At 69.6% G+C, this 21,412-nt stretch carries 18 protein-coding genes; 7 read left to right on the top strand and 11 right to left on the bottom strand.

The features are described 5' to 3' along the window. Positions 1-1,029, top strand: coding sequence for an aminoglycoside phosphotransferase family protein (locus tag ACZ6O0_RS14950; RefSeq protein ID WP_465765426.1), 1,029 nt, complete (start codon positions 1-3; stop codon positions 1,027-1,029). Here ACZ6O0_RS14950 and ACZ6O0_RS14945 read toward each other — a convergent pair. The 10 genes from ACZ6O0_RS14945 to ACZ6O0_RS14900 all read right to left on the bottom strand — a co-directional run bounded on the left by ACZ6O0_RS14945 (position 1,010) and on the right by ACZ6O0_RS14900 (position 14,129). Continuing rightward, positions 1,010-2,935: a hypothetical protein gene (locus tag ACZ6O0_RS14945; RefSeq protein WP_465765425.1), complete on the bottom strand. Its 1,926-nt coding sequence runs from the start codon at positions 2,933-2,935 to the stop codon at positions 1,010-1,012. The two genes, ACZ6O0_RS14950 and ACZ6O0_RS14945, sit on opposite strands and share 20 nt — an antisense overlap. After that, positions 2,932-3,990 (bottom strand): glycoside hydrolase family 130 protein, encoded by a 1,059-nt coding sequence (locus ACZ6O0_RS14940; RefSeq protein ID WP_465765424.1) that lies wholly within the window; start codon positions 3,988-3,990, stop codon positions 2,932-2,934. The genes ACZ6O0_RS14945 and ACZ6O0_RS14940 overlap by 4 nt, the downstream gene beginning before the upstream one ends. A 20-nt stretch (positions 3,991-4,010) precedes the next feature. Beyond that, a complete protein-coding gene (locus ACZ6O0_RS14935) occupies positions 4,011-4,829 on the bottom strand; it encodes a carbohydrate ABC transporter permease (protein WP_465765423.1) in 819 nt (272 codons plus the stop codon). Continuing rightward, positions 4,829-5,722, bottom strand: coding sequence for a carbohydrate ABC transporter permease (locus ACZ6O0_RS14930; protein ID WP_465765422.1), 894 nt, complete (start codon positions 5,720-5,722; stop codon positions 4,829-4,831). The genes ACZ6O0_RS14935 and ACZ6O0_RS14930 overlap by 1 nt, the downstream gene beginning before the upstream one ends. Further along, positions 5,719-7,008: an extracellular solute-binding protein gene (locus ACZ6O0_RS14925; RefSeq protein ID WP_465765421.1), complete on the bottom strand. Its 1,290-nt coding sequence runs from the start codon at positions 7,006-7,008 to the stop codon at positions 5,719-5,721. Before ACZ6O0_RS14925 ends, ACZ6O0_RS14930 begins: the two co-directional genes overlap by 4 nt. Positions 7,009-7,026: 18 nt before the next feature. Further along, the gene (locus ACZ6O0_RS14920; protein WP_465765420.1) at positions 7,027-8,052 is read right to left on the bottom strand and encodes a LacI family DNA-binding transcriptional regulator; all 1,026 of its coding nucleotides are present in this window, start codon (positions 8,050-8,052) and stop codon (positions 7,027-7,029) included. Between the two features lie 74 nt (positions 8,053-8,126). Next, positions 8,127-11,177 (bottom strand): ATP-binding protein, encoded by a 3,051-nt coding sequence (locus ACZ6O0_RS14915; protein WP_465765419.1) that lies wholly within the window; start codon positions 11,175-11,177, stop codon positions 8,127-8,129. A 33-nt stretch (positions 11,178-11,210) separates the two neighbouring features. Continuing rightward, the gene (locus ACZ6O0_RS14910) at positions 11,211-12,332 is read right to left on the bottom strand and encodes an NAD(P)/FAD-dependent oxidoreductase (protein ID WP_465765418.1); all 1,122 of its coding nucleotides are present in this window, start codon (positions 12,330-12,332) and stop codon (positions 11,211-11,213) included. Next, a complete protein-coding gene (locus tag ACZ6O0_RS14905) occupies positions 12,329-13,525 on the bottom strand; it encodes an NAD(P)-binding domain-containing protein (protein WP_465765417.1) in 1,197 nt (398 codons plus the stop codon). The genes ACZ6O0_RS14910 and ACZ6O0_RS14905 overlap by 4 nt, the downstream gene beginning before the upstream one ends. A 31-nt stretch (positions 13,526-13,556) precedes the next feature. Then, entirely contained in the window at positions 13,557-14,129 is a 573-nt protein-coding gene (locus ACZ6O0_RS14900; protein WP_465765416.1) for an OsmC family protein, read from the bottom strand. 301 nt (positions 14,130-14,430) lie between these two features. Between ACZ6O0_RS14900 and ACZ6O0_RS14895 the strand changes: the two genes are divergently transcribed. The 6 genes from ACZ6O0_RS14895 to melA are packed head-to-tail and all read left to right on the top strand — an operon-like array spanning position 14,431 to position 20,536. Beyond that, entirely contained in the window at positions 14,431-15,240 is an 810-nt protein-coding gene (locus tag ACZ6O0_RS14895; RefSeq protein ID WP_465765415.1) for an endo alpha-1,4 polygalactosaminidase, read from the top strand. A gap of 36 nt (positions 15,241-15,276) precedes the next feature. Continuing rightward, positions 15,277-16,575: an ABC transporter substrate-binding protein gene (locus ACZ6O0_RS14890; RefSeq protein ID WP_465765414.1), complete on the top strand. Its 1,299-nt coding sequence runs from the start codon at positions 15,277-15,279 to the stop codon at positions 16,573-16,575. Continuing rightward, positions 16,575-17,501: a carbohydrate ABC transporter permease gene (locus ACZ6O0_RS14885; RefSeq protein ID WP_465765413.1), complete on the top strand. Its 927-nt coding sequence runs from the start codon at positions 16,575-16,577 to the stop codon at positions 17,499-17,501. Before ACZ6O0_RS14890 ends, ACZ6O0_RS14885 begins: the two co-directional genes overlap by 1 nt. Continuing rightward, complete coding sequence (locus ACZ6O0_RS14880) at positions 17,498-18,316, top strand: carbohydrate ABC transporter permease (protein ID WP_465765412.1); 819 nt, start codon at positions 17,498-17,500, stop codon at positions 18,314-18,316. The genes ACZ6O0_RS14885 and ACZ6O0_RS14880 overlap by 4 nt, the downstream gene beginning before the upstream one ends. A 1-nt stretch (position 18,317) precedes the next feature. Further along, positions 18,318-19,244, top strand: a complete 927-nt coding sequence (locus ACZ6O0_RS14875) for a carbohydrate kinase family protein (RefSeq protein WP_465765411.1) — start codon at positions 18,318-18,320, stop codon at positions 19,242-19,244. Next, positions 19,241-20,536: an alpha-galactosidase gene (melA, locus tag ACZ6O0_RS14870; protein WP_465765410.1), complete on the top strand. Its 1,296-nt coding sequence runs from the start codon at positions 19,241-19,243 to the stop codon at positions 20,534-20,536. Before ACZ6O0_RS14875 ends, melA begins: the two co-directional genes overlap by 4 nt. On the opposite strand, the gene ACZ6O0_RS14865 is transcribed toward melA, so the two are convergent. Then, the gene (locus tag ACZ6O0_RS14865) at positions 20,500-21,405 is read right to left on the bottom strand and encodes an NAD(P)H-dependent flavin oxidoreductase (protein ID WP_465765409.1); all 906 of its coding nucleotides are present in this window, start codon (positions 21,403-21,405) and stop codon (positions 20,500-20,502) included. The two genes, melA and ACZ6O0_RS14865, sit on opposite strands and share 37 nt — an antisense overlap. Between the last annotated feature and the right edge of the window lie 7 nt (positions 21,406-21,412).

Genomic DNA, 21,412 nt, shown 5'->3' with positions numbered 1-21,412 from the left:
ATGACTGCCGAGATCAGTACGGCGACTCTGCGGCACAACCCCTTGAACGCGGTGACGGCGTCCGTCGAGCGCCTCACGTACGCCGACGGCCGCACCGCGGTACGCAAGCAGCTCCGCAAGCCGGTGGACTCGACCGGCCCGTGGGCCGCCTCGACCGACCCGCGGCACTGGAACTACTGGCGTCGCGAGCTGGAGGTCTACCAGGACGACGAGCTCCGCAAGCAGCTCGCCGACGCCGGCCTCGTGCTCCCCGCGGCGGAGGTCGAGGAGTACGCGGACGGCGCCGTACTACTGCTGGAGCACATCGACGGCACCCCGGGGACCGAGTTCAGTCTGGCCGAGCATGCCGCGCTGGCCCGCGCGTGCGGCCGGTGGCAGGCGCGACCCGCGGCGGCCAGGGCGTGGACGTCGACCGGTTTCCTGCGCGACTACTCCACGACTCGGGACGTCCCCTGGCAGCTGATGACCGACGACGCGGCCTGGCAGCAGCCGCTCGTCGCGGAGAACTGGCCGCCCAAACTGCGGGCGGCCTGGACCTACCTGCTGGCCCACCGCGACGAGCTGCTCGACCTGGTCGCGAGCCTCCCCCGCGCGCGCTGCCACCTCGACTTCTGGGTCTCGAACGTGATCCAGCGACCGACCGGCGAGCTCGCCCTGTTCGACTGGGCGTTCACCGGCGACGGCGCCCTCGGCGAGGACGTGGGCAACCACATCCCGGACGCCGTCTTCGACCTGTTCTGGCCGGCCGAACGTCTGCCGGAGCTGGCCGAGACCTGCATCGCCAACTACCTCGACGGTCTCCACGAGGCCGGGTGGCGCGGCGACCCCGATCAGGTCCGGCTGGCCGTGATGGCGTCCGGCGTCAAGTACGCCTGGCTCCTTCCCGGTCTCCTCGGCCGCGCCTCCGACCCCTCACACAACGCCTACCACCAGCAAACCGACAGCCGGCACCTCTTCCGCCAACGCGGCCAGGCGCTGGCTTTCGTTGCCGACCGGTGTGCTGAGGCGCTCAGCCGAGTACGACGGTGAACCCGCCGGGCTGCACGACCGCACGAGCAGGTTTGCCGCGGGAGTGCAGCACCCCACTGGACGTGTAGGAGTAGGCGACCTTGCCCGGGACGCTGACCGTGCGGGGATGGGTGTCCACACTGGTCAGCAAGGTCGCCGCACCCAGTCGGAGGCTGCTGATCGTCGGGATGAGCAACAGCGCGTCCAGCTGGACCGGACCGGTCGCCACCGCCGTCAGACTTCTAGCGTACGGCGGAAGCGGCACACCCAACGTGATGGGCTGCAAGGCACCGGGCGCCGCGGAGATACCTTGCGGACCGGTGACGTGGTTGATCGCGCCCAGCACCCGCGAGCCCGAGGTCCAGGTGGTGCGGGCGGGTGTCGGGGTGTTGATCAGATTGACGACCGGGAGCACGAGCCGGGGCTGCGGTGATGCCGGGAAGGTCCAGGTCGCGGACGCACCGGCATCGACGGACAGGTAGGAACCGTTGCTCCATTGGGATTCGCCGGTCCAGGCCGACGGTGGGGTGACCACCTGGCCGCCGACGGCGGACTCCGCCTCGACGATCTCGAGGCCGTCGCGACTCGAGGCACCGGTGCCGAGCTCCCGAGCCAACCGGGCAACCTCCGGGGCGGCGTCGAGGGCGAGCATGGAGAGTTGCCCGTGGATGCTGGACTCGGCGCCGGAGTTGCGGTTGATGACGCCGTCGCCGGAGACACCGTCGTACGTGCGGCCGGTGGTTGCGTCGTACGTCGCCTCACCGGCCCGGTTCGCGCCGAAGTACCAGGCGGCGACGAAGGCGGCGACCTGCTTCAGGCCAGGCAGTCCGACCGCCAGCAGACACTGCAGGCGAGCGTCGACGCCGTAGGCGATCTGCGTGCGATCGATCGGGGTCGGGAGCCAACCGTTGTCGGGACCGCCGGCAGTCATCAGCAGCGGTGTGAAGCCGGCAGTGTCGCCGATGGCTGAGGTCAACAGCCGGCGAGAATCCAGCACCGATGATGCGGCGGCAAGTGCTGACGGCATCTGGGCGCCCCAGGCGTGCCAGTCCGAGATCGACTCGCCCCACGGCAGCAGCGCGCGGAACGGCCAGACCTGGCTCGTACCGGCACTCATGGCCGCGATGCCTTCCGCGAACTGCGACAACGCGCGCCGAGCCCGCGACGATCCGCCGGCCCGGACGTACGCCGACAGACCGAGGACCGCCTCGGAGGTCGCGTCGGCGCCGTTGACGATGAGCCATGCGGGCAGACGCCGACCGTCGACGACGTTCCAGGTGCCGCAGCGGATCAGGACCTGCCGTTCCAAAGCGGAGAGCGCAAGCTCGAGGCGAGCCTTCAAGAAACCGGCGAAAGCGTCGTCGGTCCGGCGGAAGGCGGCGTACCCCTCCCCCAGCGCCCACACGGTCCGGGCGAGCCAGTACGACGGCCCGGAGTCGGACGGGTCGGGGAGCTCGACCGGGTCGGCGCTCGGGTTCAGCGTGCCGTCCGGCTGCATCCAGAGCACCACGTTGCCGTTGGCCGACTGCAGATACGTCAACCCACGCAACAGGTCTCGCGCGGCGACCATCGAGGTGCGGTCGCCGAACTGCTGCCAGTGCCGGATGTAGACCACAGCGGCCCGGGCGATGTCGTCGGCGTTGTAGGCGCCCTGCCCGTAGGTGTTGGTCGCCGCGTCGTAGGTGCCGCCGCCGATGCGCTTGTACGAACCGTCGGACTGCCGGTCCGCATAGGTCCAGAGGACTCCCAACGGACCGGAGCCGTGGGTGCTGTGTCCGGCGACCGGCGGCGGTGTGACCGACGTACGCAGGAAGTCGAGATGGGCGAGGTTGGACAGACGTCCGGACGCGGACGCCGGGAGTGTTACCGCTGATGCGGCGGCCAGGGCCACCGCACCGCCGAGGACGGTTCGGCGGGTGGGTTTCATGACAGGCGGTCCAATCTGGCGACGCCGATGGCGGCGTCGGCCATGCCGTAGAAGACGTACCGGACTCCGTCGACCTCTTCGATCGCGGTCGGGAAGACGACGTTGCCGACGGTCCCGACCCGCTCCTCCTCGGTCTCGGGGACGAGGATCGGTTCCGGCGTACGGGCGATCACGCGGGTCACGTCCTCCGGGTCGAGGAGCAGCGCGCCGGCCGCGTAGCAGACCTTCTGCGTGGTCGGGTCGAAGCCTTCCGGCTGCTCACCGGTGACGCCGTGGTGGATCACCAGCCAGCCCTCCGGCACCCGCAGCGGCGCCGGCCCGGCCCCGATCTTCAACTCCTCGAACGGGTACTCCGACATCGCCACCAGCCGGTGATTCCGCAGATGCACGAGGTTCCGCACATCACGCTCGACGTCGGCCACGGGGACGAACGACACCCAGATCCCCGGCCGGTCGTCGGTGACCCCGGCCGGCAGATGCACGCCCTCGCCCTCGCGGAACCAGCCGAGGTCCCACATCGGCCGGTGCAGCATCGCGTACGACGGCTCGCCGTCCGGACCGGGCACCGGCTCGGGGAAGAACACCGTGTCCTTGTTCGGGAACAGGTTCAGGTCGGTGTCGAGGTCGGGCTGGTACTCGAAGTGCAGCGGCCCCAACCGGCGCCAGTCCCGGAGATCCGACGACACCGCGAGCGCCGGCTTGGGGCCGAGCGGGCCGTAGGCGACGTACGTCATCACGTGCAGGCCGAGCGACGGTACGAACGTCACCCGCGGGTCCTCGACCCCGGCGTTGTTCTTCCCGCGCTCCCAGCCTTCGTCCGGGGCCAGGACGACGCCTTCACGCTGCACACCGACCGGGACACCATCGGCGAGCTCGACCCTGGCCAGGCCGACCCGGGAAATGTTGCCGGACGCAACCAGTCGGGGCAGCAGGTACAGCTGCCCGTCCGGGGTGTGCCCGGTGGCCGGGTTGAGCACGCCCTCGGCCTCGAGTTCGTTGCCCGGCTCGGCCGTCATCAGCACGCCGACCCGGGTCAGGGTATAAGGAACAGTCACCACGAAAAGCCCTTCAAGAGTTAGCCCTTCACCCCGGACGAGATGTTCGTCGAGATGAAGCGGCGCTGGAAGATCAGGAACAGGCCGACGGCCGGTGCGGCCAGCACACAGGCCCCCGCGAGGACGGCGCCGAACGGGTTCGCCGCCCGCGCCGACACGGTCGTCAGGTAGTTCGACAACGACACGGCCAGCGGCTGCAGGTCCTGCTGCTTGGTGATCAGGAACGGCCAGAGGAACTCGTTCCACGGCCCGATGAACGTCAGCAGCACACCGGTCAGCAGCGCCGGCCGCACCAGCGGTACGGCGACCCGCCAGAGGATGCTGAGCTCGGACGCGCCGTCGATCCGGGCCGCGTCGAACAGCTCGGCCGGCAACTGCAGGAAGTACTGGCGGAACACGAAGACCGCGGTCGAGTTGATCACGAACGGCAGGATCATCCCGCCGTAGGAGTCGGCCAGTCCGTAGCTGCGCACGATCAGCACGTACAGCGGAATCGTCAGCAACTGGAACGGCACGACCTGGATCAGCAGCATCAGGTTGAACACCAGCCCGCGGCCGCGGAACTGCAGCCGGGCCAGCGCGTAGCCCGCGAGGACACCGAAGACCAGCGTCCCGAGGATCACGCCACCGGTGAAGATGCCGGAGTTGATCAGCGACCGGCCGAGGTTGATCGCCTTGTCGATCTCGCCGTAGTTGTGGAACGTCAGGTTCCCCGGCTCCGGGAACGCGCCCTTCACCGTCGGATCCGGCTCGGCCTGCAGACTGCCGATCAGCATGTAGTAGAAGGGAAAGAGGAACACGAAGGCTCCGACGAGCAACGCGACGAACCGTAACCGCATCAGTCCTCCCTCCCCACGAAGCGCCGTTCGATCAGGGCGATCAGGAGTACGCCGATCACCAGCAGCACACCGATCGCCGCGCCGATGTCCGGCTGGCCCTGCTCGATCCCGCGCTGGTACATGATCAGCACCGGCGAGGCCGACGCACCGTCAGGCCCACCGCCACCGGTCAGCAGGTAGGGCTCGGTGAACAGGTTCGCTCCGGTCACCGTCGCCACCAGGACGACGAGCGTGGTCGCCGGCCGCACTCCCGGCACCGTCACGTTCAGGAACGACTTCCAGCGACCGGCGCCGTCCATCGAGGCCGCCTCGTAGAGGTCCTTGGAGACGTTCTGCAAGGCGGCCAGGTAGAGCAGGATGAAGAACCCGAGCTGTTTCCAGGTCACGTAGATCGCGACCGTCGGCATCGCCAGGTGCGAGTTCACCAGCCAGGACGGGTCCGGCGCGAGCGGGCCGAGGATCGAGTTGACCAGCCCGTTCGAGTTGAACAGGAACAGCCAGACCCCGACCACGGCGACGCTCGCGGTCACGTACGGCACGTAGTACGACACCCGGAAGAACGTCCGCCACCGGATCGCGGCGTTCAGCGCGTTCGCCAGTCCGAGCGACAGGATGACGGTCAGCGGCACGTTGATCACCAGGAAGATGACCACGTTCAGGAAGGACCGCTGGACGGCGGGATCCGTCAGCACCGTCACGTAGTTCTCGAAGCCCACGAACGGCCGGTCCACGACCGCGCCCGGTGCCGCGAAGAAGTAGTCGTGGAACGACATGTACACCGCCAGCCCGAGCGGGTAGGCGAACACGGCGACCAGGAACACGACGTACGGCGCGACGAAGGCGGTCCCGATCGGGTGTTCGCCCAGGATCCGGGTGACCGGACCCCGTCTCATGACTGCTTGGCCAGCTGATCGATCTTCTGCGCCGCGCCGTCGAGGGCCTCACCGGGGTCCTGCTGGCCGAAGATGACCGACTTCGAGTAGGCGTCGCGGAAGGTCTGCCAGATCGTGATCGAGTTCGGCACGTTCGGCACCTCGACCGTCCGGGCCGCCTGGTCCGCGAACGTCTTGTAGTCCGGGTTCTTGGTGAAGTAGTCGGCGTACACCGTCGCGACGTCCTTGCGCAGCGGCATCTGACCGGTCGTCTCGAGGAACTTGCCGTCCTGCTCCTGGCTGGTGGCGAACTTCAGCACGTCCCACGCCGTCCCGCGGTTCTGGCACGCGGAGTACATCGCGACGTTCTTCGCGTCGGAGAAGGTGTGGATCTCGTCGGCCGGCTTGCCCGAGGAGGTCGGCACCGGGACGACACCCCAGTCGACCTTGCCCTTGTACGTCGCGATCGCCCACGGACCGACCACGGCCATCGCGGCGGTGCCGTCGACGAACGCGTCACCGGTGTACTTCTCCTGCGAGGCGAGCTTGTCGGCGTACATCGTCCGCCAGAACTGCGCGACCTTCTTGCCCTCGTCGGACGCGAACGTCGACTTGCCGTCCTCGATCAGCTGCTTGCCACCGGACTCGGCCGCGTACAGCGGGTAGAAGTCGAACCAGGACTGGTAGAACTCGTTGCTCGGCGCCGGGTAGATGGCGAACTTCGCGGCCTTCGCGGCGACCAGTTTGCGGGAGGTGGCGAGGAACTCGTCGTACGTCTTCAGCGGCGGGTTGGCGGTGTCGATCCCGGCCTTCGCGAACGCCTTCTTGTTGTAGAAGATCTCCACCGGGTTCGACTTCCAGGGCAGCTGGTAGTACTTGCCGTCCGACGACTTGTACTGCTGCGCGACGTCGCCGGAGCGGTCCTCGATGTAGGACTTGCCGTCGCTGAAGCTGTCCAGCGCCACCAGGCCGCCCTGCTTCTGGAACTGCGAGACCGAGGCCGGCGAGGTGTTGAAGATCAGGCAGGGCGCGTTGCCCGCGGTGATCGCCGCACCGATGACCTCCTCGGAGCTCTTCCCGGTCGGGATCTCCTGGGCGGTGATCTTCTGGTCCGCGTGGGCCGCGTTCCAGGCCGAGACCATCTGCTTGCCCCAGGCAACTTCTTCGGCGTTGTTGGAGTACCAGATCGTGATCGGGCCGCGCGCCTTGGCCGCGGCGTCGGCGTCACCAGCGCCGCCGCCGCTGTCACCACAGGCGGCGAGTGAGCCGGCCAGAACCAGGGCCAGCAGTCCAGCTTGCAACTTCATGTTTCCTCCAGGGGGGCACTACGCAGGCACGGGGCCGGTGGACCGGCGGACGACGAGCTGCGCGGGGGGAAGCTCGACGTCCGGTACGGCGGACGCACCGTCGACGAGCTGGTTGAGGGTGAGCGCCGCCGCCTCGCCGAAGCGGAACGGGTCGGCGCGGACAGTGGTCAGGCCGGGGTGGACATACTCGGCCAGTTCGCTGTCGTCGAAGCCGGCGATGCTCAGGTCGTCCGGAACGGTCAGTCCGGCGGCCTGCGCCGCGCCGAGACCGGCGATTGCCATCCGGTCGTTGGCGTAGAAGATCGCGGTCGGCGGCTCCGGCAGGGCGAGCAGCTTCCGGGTCGCCTCGATCCCGCCGGCGGCGGTGAAATCGCTGGTCTCGGTCGCCACCGGCTGCAGACCGGCGGCGGCCAGGGTCGCGACGAAGGCGGCGGACCGCGCGGTCGCGTGCACGAACACGGGCGGACCGGCGACGTGCGCGATCCGGGTGTGACCGAGCTCGAGCAGGTGCTCGACCACCGCCCTGGTTCCTGGCCGGTCGTCCAGGGTGACCGCGGGGAACGGCGATGCGCCGTCCGGCCGGTTCAGCGTCACCGCCGGCAGGCCGAGCTCGACGAGCAGGTCGATCCGGGGATCGTCGTGCCGCAGGTCGGACAGGAACACCCCGTCGACGCGTGCGTCCTGCACGAGCCGCCGGTACCCGGCCTCCTCGTCGTGGCCGGCCGTGACGACCTGCAGGACCAGCGCCTGCCCACCGACGGCGAGCACACTCTCGACGCCCGCGATGAAGGCCGGGAAGAACGGGTCCGAGGACAGCACGGCCGGGTCCCGGGTGATCACCAGGCCGAGGGCGAACGCCTTCGACACCGACAGTGACCGGGCCCGCTGGCTCGGCCGCCAGCCGAGCTCGTCGGCGGCCGCGAGGATCTTGTCCACGGTCGCCTGCGCCAGACCCGGCCGCCCGTTCAGGGCGAACGAGACCGAGCCCTTGGACACCCCGGCCCGGCGCGCGACGTCAGCGATCGTCGGTCGCTCTCTGCTCACGCGCACCTCACTTGACGGGGTTTAAACCGGTTTAAACAGTCACTAAACCGGTTAAAAACCCGTTCGTCAAGGGTTCAGACCGCGATGCTCGTCGCCACCGCGCCCAGGTCGCGGAGCAGCTGCAGCCCGGTCGCCCGGGCCGCGCTGTCCGGCGCCCCGGCCAGCACGATCGCCTGTTCGTAGCGCTCGCCAAGGCCGGCCCACGCCGCGGCGGCCTCCTGCCACCGACCGGCGAGAGTCGCAGCCCACGGTCCTGGCGCATCGCTCGGCGCGGGAACGTCGATCCCGGCCCGGTGCAGGTACGCACACAACTCGCCGTGGACCGATCGGTGTCCCCCGGCTTCGGCCGACTCGAGAGCCCGCCGTACGTCGTCGGTCAGCGAACCCAACGAGCCATCCAGCCACCCGAGCTCGACCTGTGCCACGGCCAGCCGACTCGCCACGAAACTGTCATCCGTCCGGTCCGCCAAGGCGACCGCCAGGACCGCGCCGGCTTCCGGATCCCCTCGGCGCGCGAGCAGACGGGCCAGCAGACTCCGGGCCAGTGTCGCCATCACGCCCGGCTCTCCGGGCGCGTCCAGCAGCGCCCGAAGATCGGCGATGGCCAGATCCCACTTCCCCCGGCTCCCCTGCACGGCGGCCATCGTGAGCCGCAGCCGGTACTGTCCCGCGAAGAACTCCCCGTCCGCCGCGGCGCGGAGCCCACCGGCCACGTACTTCTCAGCATCGTCGAGCCGGCCACTGCGATACGCCCCGCCGGCCGCGTTGACGTAGCACCGCACGAGGGTCTCGATCCGGCTGTCGGACCCGGCCAGCGAGATCGCACGCCGCAGGTCCGCGTCGCCGCGCGGATCACCCCGGGCCAGCCGGGCATCACCCAGATAGCAACTGGCCTGCGCCTCCAGATCCGGCCGCCCGAGTCGTTGCCCGATGCTCAACGCCCGCTCGGCAACTGCCTCCGCCCGCGGGCTGGGCTCGGCGACGATCCCGACCGTCGCCAGGTTGCTGTGCGCACGGGCCACCTCGATGAGCGCGGCCGCGAGCCGGGCGTCGTCACCCAGCGGCTCGAGAATCTCGACGGCCTGGTCCGCCGCTTGCCGGGCCCGCATCGGCCCCGGTGCGAACATCGCAACCCGCGTCAGCACGAGCAACGCCTCGGCCTGCAGGACGGGATCGCCCTCGGCGGCCTCGACACCTGACTCGGCCGACTCGCGCCCGGCCTCGAAACGGTTGACGACATAGAGCGAGTAGGCCCGCCGGGTGAACAGCTTGGCAGCGGTCCGCGAGTCGAGCAGCTCACGATGCCGCAGTACGACGTCCAGCACGTCCGCGGCCTGCCGATGCGCACCGAGGCGGGCCGCCTCGAGAGCCGCAGCCGGGCCAAACTCGAGGATGACATCGGTCCGCCCGGCTCGCTCCGCGTGGTGCACCAGCCGGGACGGCTCCACCTCGGGCCGTCCGAGGAGTACGTCGAGCACCGCCTTGTTGGCCTGGATCCGCTCACCCGCGGTCAGCGCGGATTCGATCGCCCGCCTGGCCAGCTCGTGGCGGAAGGAGACCGTTGCCTCGGTGCCGATCACGATGCCGGACCGCTCGACCTCGAGCAGGACCTCCGGATCTGCGAGGCTCTCGGCCAGCCGGCGCTCGGTCCGGGACGGGATGACTGACAGCCGTTCGACCAGCGCCCGGGCGGCGGCGGACAACTTGCCCACCCGCGCGAGGACCGCGTCGCGCACGGTGTGCGGTACGCCGGCCCCGCCGCCGGCGAGCACCTCGGTGACGAAGAACGGGTTCCCCTGCGTCACCCGGTGGATCTCGACGGCGTCCTCCGGGGTCGCCGCGCCAAGTCGTCGTACCGCCTCCACGCTCAAGGGCGGGAGCGCGACGCGCTGGACGGACGGGCCGGCCAGGCTGCCGAGCAACTGCCGGAGCGGGTGCCCGGCGTCGACCCCGGTCTCGCGGAAGGTCAGCAGCAGGACGGCCGGGATGCCCGGGAACCTCCGGGCGAGGAAGCGGATCGCGTCGAGCGTCGCGTCGTCGGCCCAGTGGATGTCCTCCACCACCACGACCGACGGACGCTCGGAGAAGACCCGCAGCAAGGCAGGCAGCACGCTGTCGGGTCGATCGCCCGAGAGTGCCGCGGCGAGCTCCTCATCGTTCTCGGCCATGTCGCGGAACGGCCCGAGACTGCGCGGCGCCAGCAGGTCGTCACACCCGCCCACAGCCACCCTGATCGCAGGGCTCAACCCGTCGAGGAAAGCACGCACCAGAGCCGACTTGCCGGCCCCGGCCTCACCCGACACCAGTGCGACGACACCACGGCCTTGGTCCACCGCCGCATCGGCCGCCGCTGCGAGCTCCGCCAACTCGACGTCGCGCTCCACCAACTCCGTCCGGCCGGGACTGCGCGGTTCCACCGCCACCTGCGGAGGTTGCGCATCGACCGCCAGCAAGCGATCCCGCAGTACGACGGCCTCGGGTCCGGGCGCGAGGCCGAGCTCAGTGTCGAGGACTCTTTCCATCCGTGCGTACCGGCGCAGCCCGCTCGCGCGATCTCCGGCCACTACCGCCTCGCGCAGAAGCTCGACATGTGCCTCCTCGTTCGCGGGATCCATGACGAGCAGGTCTTCCCACCGGCCGGCACAGCGCAGCAGGCGCATGACCCGGAGGCGCAGGCGCTCGCGGGGTTCCTCCAGCCAGGGCTCGGACAAGTCGTCGGGCAGCAGTTCGCCGGCCAGCTTCAACGCCCGGGCGCAGCGTTCGGGCGATACCGGCTCACTGCCTAGCGCATCGTCCGCGGCACCGTCGAAGGTCGTTGCGTCGACCTCGAGCCGCGCGCCGGGGAAGAGCGCGATCACCTCGCCCTTCAGGACGACGGCGTCCCGATCACCGAGGACTGAGCGGGCGTAGTGCGCCGCCTTGTGCAGTCGCGGCAGCGCGACATCCATGGGGACCTCAGGCCACAGGGCATCGACGACGCGGTCCCGGTGGACCCTGCCGTCGGGCGCGAGCGCGAGCAGCTTGACCAGCGCGGCGGCCTGACGCCGACCCCACCGGTTCGCGGTGATCGGCGTGCCGTCCACGAGGACCGTGAACCCGCCCAGGAGCTGCACGCTGACCTGCATACGTCGGATCGTAGGCGCCAGGAGAATCCCCTTCTATACCAGGAAGTGCGCGACCTCGTCGCGCATCGCGGCGCTGACCTGCCGGAGCAGCACCCGAATCTCGTCGAGGCTCCATGCGTACGACGCGACCGATTCGGTGGCCTCGAACAGTGCACTCGACAGGCGGTCGCGCGTGGCCTGATAGCTCTCCGGGTCCGCTTCACCTCCGGTCAGCGCATCACTCAGCAGCTCCGCATCGCGCAGAGCATCGGTGATTCCATGCGTGGTGATCGGGTCCTTGTAGTAGCCCGCGTCGCCGACCAGCGCCCACCCCGGCCCGTAAGACCGCTTGACGAATCCAGCCGCGCCGGCCCAGCCGTGCATCCGGCCCGCCGGCTTCGCCGGAAGCACGCGGCCGGCCAGGTCGGACGAGGTTTCCGCGAGCAGGCTGGCGAAGGCCTGGTCGGTCCCGCTGCGGCGCAGAGCTCGCATCCGGTCCGGGGTGGTGGCGACGAAGACGCAGGTCAACCCGTCGTTCGTGGGGATCAGGCCGGCGCCGCTGCCGGGCGCGTAAGCCCACTCGTACCCGGTGACCTGCACGTCCGCGTAGTACCGATAGAGCACCGCGCTGCACGTCCGGCCTCGCCGGAGGACGGACGCACCGGTTGCGGACGCCACGGTCGACCGGATGCCGTCGGCGCCGACGGTGATCCCGGCCCGGATCTCCTCGGCCCGCCTGGTCCGATCCTGGATCCGGACGCCCGTCACCCGCCCGAGCTCGTCACGCAGTAGTCCCGTGACCGCTGTCTCGTGCCGGACCTGCACACCCGCGGCGGCCGCCGCGTCGACGAGGATGCGGTCGAGGAGTTGACGACGCGGTGCGTACAAGGCGTCCACGCCACCACTGGGCCGGATGGTGACCGGCTCGGGTTCGCGGTCGGTGTAGTGGAACGTCGTACACCGGATCGGCGGCGTGCCGCCCAACTGGTCCAGCAATCCCCAGCGCGCCAACTGCAGGACCCCGGCCCGCATCAGGCCGTGCGTCGAGACGGTGTCAGTCCCGCAGGCAGCCCGCTCGACCAGAGCGACGCGAGCACCCGCCCGGGCCAGCAGCATCGCGGTAGACGCACCCGCCACCCGTCCACCGACGACCACGACGTCGTACTGCGTGCTCATGCGGCCGGCTCCTCGTTGCGGGCGGTCAGATGCCGTACGACGGCTGCCGCGTCGTGACGGGCTCCGTCGATGAACGCGGAGTCACGCCGGTGCTGGAACCGCTGGCCGACGACGTACACCCCGGGTGCGGCGGTGACGCCACGTTCCTGCTGGATGTGGCCGTCCGAACCACGGATGGGTAGCCGCAGCCACGGGTAGTCAGGCTTGAAGCCACTGGCGACGAGGACGGTGGTAATGCCAGCTCGTCGCAGGTCTACGGCACCCGTCGGAGCTGGTGCGACCAGCGCGGGTGGGCGGTGGCCGCGCGGGGCATCGACGTACTGGTCCATGGCGTCGAGCAGGCGGTACATGCGTGCATCGGCTGACGCGGCGTTCTCGGCCAGGTCCGGCCGGAAGTGCGCTCGGGATCCCGCTATGCCGTCGAAGTGGCCGAGCAGTCGGACCCCATCGGCCTGCAGAGTGACCAGGTCGAGCTCTCCGGCCCGGCCCGCCAGTTGCATCGACGGCTCCCGCCGCGCCGCCACCGGGTCACGGACGTCGTCAATGGTCCGCGCCAGTCGCCCGGTGCGCTCCAGCCACCAGAAGATGCCCTTGCCACGGTACGAGCGCGGCAGTCTCGTGTGCCGGCCCACCGAGAGGAACACCTCGCGGCCCGCCCGGTTCAGCTCGTCGGCGATCTGTACGCCGGAAGCCGAGGCGCCGATCACCAGCACGCCGCCAGGCGGGAGCTGTGCCGGGTTGCGATAGCCGGTCGCCGTGGTGATGCCTTCACCGAGCCCGGCCGGAACCCGTGGCACTCCGGGTCCGGTCGCGATGACCACGTGGCGAGGTCGCCACGTGCCGCGATCGGTGACGAGTCGATAGTCGCCGGGGCCAATACCCGACAGCTCCAGCACGGTTGTGCTCGTGATGATGGGGGCGCCGAACGACTCGGCGTACCGCTCGAGGTGGCGGACGAAGCGGGCGGTGGTCATGAATCCGTCCGGATCGGGTCCCTGGTATTCCCAGTCGGGCAGGCGCATCAACCAGTTCGGCGAGAGCAGTCGCAGCGAGTCCCAGCGTTCGCTGCGCCAACTCTCGGCGAGGTGTCCCCGGTCGATGACCACGTGATCCCGGTCCGCCCGGGTGAGCAGCCGGCTGACAGCCAGCCCGGCATGGCCGGCACCGATCACGACGGTGTCGATGGCGATCATCACGTCCCCCTCAGATGCCGGCCGGCGGTGGTCAGTTGCAGACGACGTCGATGGCGACGGGCGTCGGGTTGGCGAGGACGTCGTACACGGCCGAGCGGCGCCGGGACTGCTCGACGACAGCCCGCAGGGTCTCCTCGTCGGCGTCGCCCTCGATCGCGAAGGTGACCCGGATCTGCTCGTACCCGTTGCGGACCGAGCCGTCGGACAGGCCGAGGATCCCGAGCAGGTCGATGTCGCCGGTGACGGTCGAGGTGACCTTGGTGAGCTGCACGCCCCGGGCCGCGGCGACGTTGGCGACGCCGGCGGTCAGACAGGCGGCGATGGCGTGCAGCAGGTACTCCACCGGCGTCGGCCCGTGGTCGGTCCCGACCAGGACCTCGGGGTGGTCGAACTCGAGCACGGTGTCGGTCCTGTGCCGCATCTCCTGCATCGCGCCGAAGAAGTCCGACGCGGTGGAGCGGCTGTGGGTCCCCGAGACCCAGGTGTTGCTCGCGCGGAACTGGAACTTGGCGATCTCGTTCTGGCCCTTGACGGCGTCGATGGTCGCGAACAGCGTCGCCGTGTCCACGCCGTTGCGGCGCGGCTTGTCGGTAGTCGTGGTCATGGGTCCTCCCTGGTTCGCACCGGCCTCCCGCAGGTGTCTGCCGAGGACGCTAGGAGGGCCGCCTTCCCGCGACCTTCCCCCGCACTTCCTCTGCGCAGTGCCGCGCTATCAGGCGGAATTCGCGCACTTGTTTGCAGGTTTGCCTTGACGGACGGACGCCGCGGCGCTTGACTTGGTCGGCAGTGACGCACCCAGCCGGTAGCGGGCCGACGAGGTCCGGAGTCCGGTTTTCAGGCGCCAGGGCCGCTCGATCCACCACAGCCCGAGGCGGGGTCGCGTCCCCGGGACCGATGGAGCAATCGTGTCCAACCTCGCTCGCCGTCTGGCTCTGGCCACGCTGGCCGCAACCACCGCCCTCGCCGCGACCGCCGCCCTGCTGACCCGCACCGCGGCCGACGCGGCCGTCACGCTGCCACCGACCCACGCCAAGTTCGACTACCAGATCGGCGGCGCCTACACCCCGCCCGCCGGCGTCCAGGTGGTCACCCGCGACCGGACCGCGGCACCCGCCGCGGGCCTGTACAACATCTGCTACGTGAACGCCTTCCAGGTCCAGCCCGGCGAACAGGGCCAGTGGGCGTCCGACCTGCTGCTCCGCGACGCCAAGGGCAACCTGGTGATCGACGAGGACTGGGGCGAGCCGCTGCTGGACCTGCGGACGGCGGACAAGCGCACCCGGGTCGCCGCCAAGGTGAACGGCTGGATCGACGGCTGCGCCGCGAAGGGCTACAAGGCGATCGAGCCGGACAACTACGACAGCTATACCCGGTCGAAGAAGCTGCTCACCGCGGCCCAGGCCAAGGCGTACCTGACGCTGCTGGCCACCCACGCACACGCGAAGAGCCTGGCCATCGCGCAGAAGAACACGGTCGAACTGGCCGGCGACCGGCGGGCCGTCGGGCTGGACTTCGCGGTCGCCGAGGAGTGCGGCCAGTACGACGAGTGCGGCGACTACGTCGATGCCTTCGGCAACAACGTGATCGTGATCGAGTACACCGACAAGGGCCGGCGGACCGCCTGCTCGCAGTTCGGCAGCACGCTGACGATCGTCCAGCGCGATGTCGACGTCTCCGTCCCCGGTGATTCCGGGTACGTGCGCAAGACCTGCTGAATCAGCTCCATCCCTTCACCTGCCTTGGAGACCGTCATGTCTCAGCATGCTCGAACTCTGTCCCGTCGTGACCTCCTGCGCGCCGCGGCGGCGACCGCCGCCGTCGGAACGCTCGGCGCCTGCGGCAAGAACGACGACGAAGGCGCCGACCCGAACGGCGTCGTCACCGTCGACCTCTGGCACGGCCAGGTCGACACCGGCAAGGCGGCGATCGATGCCTTGATCAAGGAGTTCAACACGTCGCACCCGAAGATCAAGGTGGTCGGCGGCGGTGGCGGGGTCACCGCGGACAGCATGCTGCAGAAGGTCACTGCCGGCCTGGCGGCTGGGTCCTACCCGGATGTGGCGTACATCTTCGGGTCGGACCTCGCCAGCCTGACCAAGAGCCCGAAGGTCGCCGACCTGACCGGCGCGCTGAAGATCGACGACTACTGGCCGGCCGCGAAGGACGCTGTCAGCGTGAAAGGCAAGGTCCGGGCGGCACCGGCGCTGCTCGACTCGCTCTGCGTGGTCTACAACAAGAAGCTGTTCGCCGCGGCCGGCCTGGGCGAGCCCAAGGCCGGCTGGACCTGGGACGACTTCGTCACCACCGCGCAGAAGCTGACCAACCCCGCGAAGGGCGTCTTCGGCACCGGCTGGCCCGGCGTCGGCGACGAGGACACGGTCTGGCGGATCTGGCCGATGATCTGGGACCTCGGCGGCGACGTGGTCAGCAGCGACGGCAAGAAGGTCGGCTTCGACCAGGTCGGCGAGCAGGCCCTCGGCACCCTCGACCGGCTGCGCACCGACAAGTCACTGTACGTCGACCCGAAGCCGGGCAGCGAGCAGCTCTACCAGGTGTTCCTCGGCGGGCGGATGGGCATGGTCGCCACCGGCCCCTGGCAGCTCCCCGAGCTCATCGACAACGGACTCGAGTACGGCGTGGTGCCGCTGCCGTCGTACTCCGGGAAGCCGGTGACGATCTCGGGTCCGGACACCTGGACCGTGTTCGACAACGGCAAGGCGAAGGTGAAGGCGGCCACCGAGTTCGTCACCTGGATGGCCGAGCCGGCGCAGGACATCCAGTGGGACATGGAGGGCGGCAGCCTCCCGATCACCAAGGCCACGGCCGAGCTCCCGCAGTGGAAGAAGCACTCGACCGAGACGAACGGTCTGGACGTGTTCGTGAAGGCACTCGACACGGCGAAGGTCCGGCCGACGATCACGACGTACCCGCAGATCTCGCAGCACGTCGGTCAGGCGATCGCCGCCGTCCTGCTGGGCAAGCAGAGTCCTGCGGATGCCGTCAAGCAGGCCGTTGACCAGTGCAACCAGGTGCTGGCGGTGCCGAGCTGATGACCAGTGTGGTCGGTACGTTCACGATCGATCCCCGGAGCCGGGCCGCGGCCAAGCGGCGGGCCCGGGGTGAGGGCGCGACGGGCTGGGCGTTCGTCAGCCCGGCGGTGCTGATCATCCTGGGGCTCAGCGTCGTACCCGTGGTGTGGTCGTTGCTGCTGTCGTTCCAGGTGAACGACCTGGTCTCGCCGAGCGAGTGGGTGGGGCTGGCCAACTACAAGGCGCTGATGAAGGACCCGGCCTTCGGTGCGGCCGTCGAGCACACGCTGATCTACACCGCGCTCTACGTGCCGCTGAGCGTGGTCGCCGGGCTGGCGATCGCGATCGCGCTGGATCGGAAGATCGCGTTCATCGGTCTCTACCGGACGCTGGTGTTCGTGCCGTTCGTGGTGTCCGCGGCGGCGCAGGGCGTGCTGTTCTCGTTCGTCCTCGATCCGGAGTTCGGCGTCGCGAACTCGGTGCTGCACAAGCTCGGGCTGCCGGCGCAGGGGTTCTTCAGTGATCCGGGGCAGGCGTTGTACCTGCTGGTCGCGATCTCGTTGTGGAGCGGGATCGGCTTCTGCGTGATCGTCTATCTCGCCGGGCTGCAAGGGGTTTCGAGCGACCTGGTCGAGGCGGCGCGGATCGACGGCGCCGGACGCTGGGGCGTGCTGCGGCATGTCACGCTGCCCGCGTTGGCACCGGTGTCGATCTTCCTGCTGCTGTTCCAGACCATCAACGCATTGCAGGTGTTCGACCTGGTCTTCGTCACCACCAAGGGCGGGCCGCTCGGATCGACGACGGTGATCGTGTACTTCATCTGGGAGAAGGCGTTCAAGGTCTTCACCGCCGGCTACAGCGCGGCCGCGGCGTACACGCTGGCGGTCGCTCTCCTCGTGATCGGCGTCGCCTTGCAGCTCTACCGGCGGAGGGCGGCTGCTCGATGAAGAGATTGCCTTTCAGTGCTTGGCATTTCGTCCTCGCGCCACTCGCGATCCTGTTCGCGTTGCCGCTGGTCTGGTTGCTGGTCAGCTCGGTGATGAGCAACGCCGAGATCAATCGGTTCCCACCGGCGCTGATTCCGAGCGCGATCCGCTTCGACGGGTATCGCTATGTGCTCGGCAACGCGTTGTTCCCGCGCTGGTTCGTCAACTCGTTCATCGTGTCGGCGGTCGCCGTGACGGCCAACCTGGTCCTCGGCTCGCTCGCCGGGTACGCGTTCGCGCGGATCCGGTTCGCCGGGTCGAAGATCGTGCTCGGGCTGATGCTCGCGACCATGGTGATCCCGTTCCAGCTGACGATGATCCCGACGTTCCTGGTGATGAAGGAGCTCGGGCTGATCGACACCCTCGGGGCGCTGATCATCCCGTCGCTGGTGACCCCGTTGTCGGTGTTCCTCTTCCGCCAGTTCTTCGTCTCACTGCCGCGCGAGCTCGAGGAGGCGGCCTGGCTCGACGGCTGCGGGCGGCTGCGGATCCTGATCTCGATCGTGCTGCCGCTGGCCCGGCCGGCGCTGAGCACGGTCGCCGTCCTGACCTTCCTGGCCACCTGGAACGACCTGACCTGGCCGCTGATCGCGATCAACACCGACACCACCTACACGCTCCAGCTCGGCCTGACCACGTTCCAGGGCCAGCACCACACCCAGTGGGCCGCCGTGATGGCCGGCAACGTCATCACGGTCCTCCCGGTCCTCCTGGGCTTCCTCTTCGCCCAGAAGGCCTTCATCCGCTCACTGGCCTCCACCGGACTCAAGGGATGACATGACTTTCGACTTACTGGTGATCGGCGACGCGAACCCGGATGTGGTGATCGGGCCCGTCGACCAACCCATTCTCTTCGGCCAGCGGGAACGCCTGGTTCCGAACGGCTCTCTGGTCCTCGGCGGCTCGGCCTCGATCATGGCGTGCGGCGCGGCCCGGCTGGGCCTCAGCGTCGCCTTCGCCGGGCGCGTCGGTGACGATTCCGCCGGCGACTTCGTGCGTACGGCGCTGGCTGACCGCGGGGTGAATGTCGACGCGCTGATTGTCGACAACACCCTGCCGACGCCGCTGACCACGGTCCTGACCTCCAGTGACGATCGGGCGATCCTCACCTCCCCTGGTTGTCTGCCGGCGATTTCGGCGGACGACGCACCGAAGGCGTTGCTGCGATCGGTGCGGCATGTACACGAGACGTCGTTCTATCTGCTGCCGGCCTTGGCGGCCGGGCTGGCGGCGCTGTTCAAGGAGGCGAAGGCCGCGAAGGCGACGACGTCGCTCGATCCGAACGACGATCCGGCCGGGCGCTGGGACCGGATGATCCTGGATCCGATCCTGCGCGTCACCGACTACTTCCTGCCGAACACCGCCGAGGCGCTGGCGCTGACCGGTCATCACGCGGTCGAGGACGCCGCGGGCATTCTGGCCCGGCGGGGACCGCTGGTCGTGGTGAAGAACGGCGCGGACGGCGCCCTGGCCCACAACGGCAGCAAGGTGACCACCGCCCCGGCGCTCAAGGTCGACGTCGTCGACGCGGTCGGTGCCGGTGACAGCTTCGACGCCGGCTGGGTGGCCGCCGTGCTGAACGGATCCCGCACCGAGCGAGCCCTGGCGATCGCCACGGCCTGCGGATCACTGTCCACCCGAGCCGCCGGAGGCACCGCGGCCCAGCCTGATTGGGACCTGGCCATCGAGAGCGTGACGTCATGAACAAGATCGCCTTCATCGGCGCGGGCAGTGTGGTCTTCACCCAAGGCCTGCTCGCCGACCTGTTCAGCTTCGACCTGGGACCGCTGCACATCGCCTTGCACGACATCGATCCCGAGCGACTCGACACAGCTGCCGCCGCGGCGGCGTACATCGCTCGGGAGCGTGGGGTGACTCCGCGGATCACCGCACACCTGGAGCGCCGGTCCGCGCTGGACGGCGCGGACTTCGTCATCAACATCGTCCAGGTCGGGATGAACGCGGCGACCCGGGCGGACTTCGAGATCCCGGCCCGGTACGGGATCCGGCAGACGATCGGGGACACCCTCGGCGTCGGCGGGGTGTTCCGCGCGCTGCGGACGTTCCCCGTGCTGCGCGGGCTCGCCGAGGACATCGCCGAGGTGTGCCCGGACGCGTGGCTGCTGAACTACACCAATCCGATGGTGATGAACGTTTCGTACTTGGCCGCGCTCGGCGTCCGCAAGGCCGTCGGGCTGTGCCACTCGGTCTACTGGACGATGCAGGGTCTGTCCGAGCTGGTCGGCGTACCGTACGACGAGGTCACCTACCTCGCCGCCGGGGTGAACCACCAGTCGTGGGTGCTCCGATTCGAGCGCGGCGCGGAGAACCTGTACGAGCGCCTGGACGCGGCGATAGCGGCCGATCCCGAGTTGCTGCGACGGGTCCGGGTGGACATGTACCGGCGGCTCGGGTTCTATCCGACCGAGACGAGTGAGCACTCGTCGGAGTACGTGCCGTGGTACCTGTCGCATCCGGCCGAGATCGAGCGGTTACGGCTGCCCGTGGGTGAGTACCTCGGGATCGTCGAGGAGAACCTGGCGACGTACGAACAGACGCGGAGCGCGTTGAAGGCCGGCCAGCCGGTGACGGTCGAGGGCACGATGGAGTACGCGCCGCAGGTCATCCACAGCATCGTCACCGGGACGCCGCGAACCATCTACGGCAACGTGCCGAACACCGGTCTGATCAGCAACCTGCAGGCCGGCGCGGCGGTCGAAGTTCCTTGCCTGGTGGACGGTTCCGGCGTGCAGCCGACCTCGGTGGGCGCGCTGCCGGCGCAGTGCGCCGCGCTCAACCGGTCCTATCTCAACGTGGCCGAGCTGGTGGTCAAGGCAGCAGTCGAAGAGGATCCGCTGGCGATCCGGCAGGCCGTGATGGTCGACCCGGCCACCGCGGGCGCGCTACCGGTCGAGCGGATCTGGGAGCTGTGCAACGAGATGGTGGTTGCTCACAGCAATTACCTGGCGCCGTCGTTGAAGGCGGCGGTCAAGTAGCTGCGGTAGGTCGCGAAGCCGTCGAGGACCTCGGCGGCGGTCGGGGTGCCGGTGAGGGCGCCGACACCCTGGCCCGCGTAGATCGAGGCGCGGGCCGGGTCGGCGGCGCGGATCCCGGCGACGTAGTCGGCGTGGCCGGCGTCGTCGGTCTTCAACTCCTCCTCGCGGCCCTGCCAGGTGTCGAAGTACGCGTTGCGGAGCGCCCGGCCACCGAACTCGTCCGGCCAGCCGGCCCGCGACGCCGCGTCGAAGACCGTGCCGTAGACGGTGTCGGTCTCGTCCGCCTCGATCACCCGCTGCCGGACCGGCTCCGCCGTGAGCGCCTCGGCGCAGGTGAGGAACGCCGTACCGATCCAGCCGCCGGCGGCACCGGCGGCCAGGACGGCGGCCAGCCCGCGCGGTCCCGAGATCCCGCCACCCGCGAGCACCGGGAGATCGGTGAGGTCCAGGATCGCTTGCAGCAAAGGAAGTGTGGCGACCTCGTTTCGGCCGTGCCCACCGGCTTCGGCGCCCCGGGCAACGATCACGTCGACGCCGGCGTCGATCGCCTCCCGCGCGTCGGCGACCGTCCCGGCCTGTGTGGCGACGACGATGCCCGCCTCCTGCAGCGGACCGACGTACGCCGTGTAGTCGCCGAAACTCAGCGAGACCAGCGCGGGCTTCAGCTCCAGCACCGCCTCGAGATGCTCAGGCCGCTCCTTCACCGACCAGGCCATCAGCCCGATCCCGTACGGCTTCCCGCTCGCCGCGGCGACCGCGCCCTCGGTCCGGATCCAGTCGGCCGTCACCGCCGACCCGGCACCGAGCATGCCGAGGCCGCCCGCCGCCGAGATCGCGCCGGTCAGCTTGCCGGCGCTGACGTTGGCCATGGGCGCG

The sequence above is a fragment of the Kribbella sp. NPDC048837 genome, from assembly GCF_055586945.1.
The sequence above is the reverse complement of the archived record's forward strand: the minus strand, read 5'-3'. Positions and strand labels throughout refer to the sequence as shown.

What these genes read in the sequence shown, in the direction of transcription:
- ACZ6O0_RS14950 (WP_465765426.1), top strand. Translation starts at nt 1, where the DNA reads ATGACTGCCGAGATCAGTACGGCGACTCTGCGGCACAACCCCTTGAAC.
- ACZ6O0_RS14945 (WP_465765425.1), bottom strand. Translation starts at nt 2,935, where the DNA reads ATGAAACCCACCCGCCGAACCGTCCTCGGCGGTGCGGTGGCCCTGGCC.
- ACZ6O0_RS14935 (WP_465765423.1), bottom strand. Translation starts at nt 4,829, where the DNA reads ATGCGGTTACGGTTCGTCGCGTTGCTCGTCGGAGCCTTCGTGTTCCTC.
- ACZ6O0_RS14930 (WP_465765422.1), bottom strand. Translation starts at nt 5,722, where the DNA reads ATGAGACGGGGTCCGGTCACCCGGATCCTGGGCGAACACCCGATCGGG.
- ACZ6O0_RS14925 (WP_465765421.1), bottom strand. Translation starts at nt 7,008, where the DNA reads ATGAAGTTGCAAGCTGGACTGCTGGCCCTGGTTCTGGCCGGCTCACTC.
- ACZ6O0_RS14915 (WP_465765419.1), bottom strand. Translation starts at nt 11,177, where the DNA reads ATGCAGGTCAGCGTGCAGCTCCTGGGCGGGTTCACGGTCCTCGTGGAC.
- ACZ6O0_RS14910 (WP_465765418.1), bottom strand. Translation starts at nt 12,332, where the DNA reads ATGAGCACGCAGTACGACGTCGTGGTCGTCGGTGGACGGGTGGCGGGT.
- ACZ6O0_RS14905 (WP_465765417.1), bottom strand. Translation starts at nt 13,525, where the DNA reads ATGATCGCCATCGACACCGTCGTGATCGGTGCCGGCCATGCCGGGCTG.
- ACZ6O0_RS14900 (WP_465765416.1), bottom strand. Translation starts at nt 14,129, where the DNA reads ATGACCACGACTACCGACAAGCCGCGCCGCAACGGCGTGGACACGGCG.
- ACZ6O0_RS14890 (WP_465765414.1), top strand. Translation starts at nt 15,277, where the DNA reads ATGTCTCAGCATGCTCGAACTCTGTCCCGTCGTGACCTCCTGCGCGCC.
- ACZ6O0_RS14885 (WP_465765413.1), top strand. Translation starts at nt 16,575, where the DNA reads ATGACCAGTGTGGTCGGTACGTTCACGATCGATCCCCGGAGCCGGGCC.
- ACZ6O0_RS14880 (WP_465765412.1), top strand. Translation starts at nt 17,498, where the DNA reads ATGAAGAGATTGCCTTTCAGTGCTTGGCATTTCGTCCTCGCGCCACTC.
- ACZ6O0_RS14875 (WP_465765411.1), top strand. Translation starts at nt 18,318, where the DNA reads ATGACTTTCGACTTACTGGTGATCGGCGACGCGAACCCGGATGTGGTG.
- melA (WP_465765410.1), top strand. Translation starts at nt 19,241, where the DNA reads ATGAACAAGATCGCCTTCATCGGCGCGGGCAGTGTGGTCTTCACCCAA.
- ACZ6O0_RS14865 (WP_465765409.1), bottom strand. Translation starts at nt 21,405, where the DNA reads ATGGCCAACGTCAGCGCCGGCAAGCTGACCGGCGCGATCTCGGCGGCG.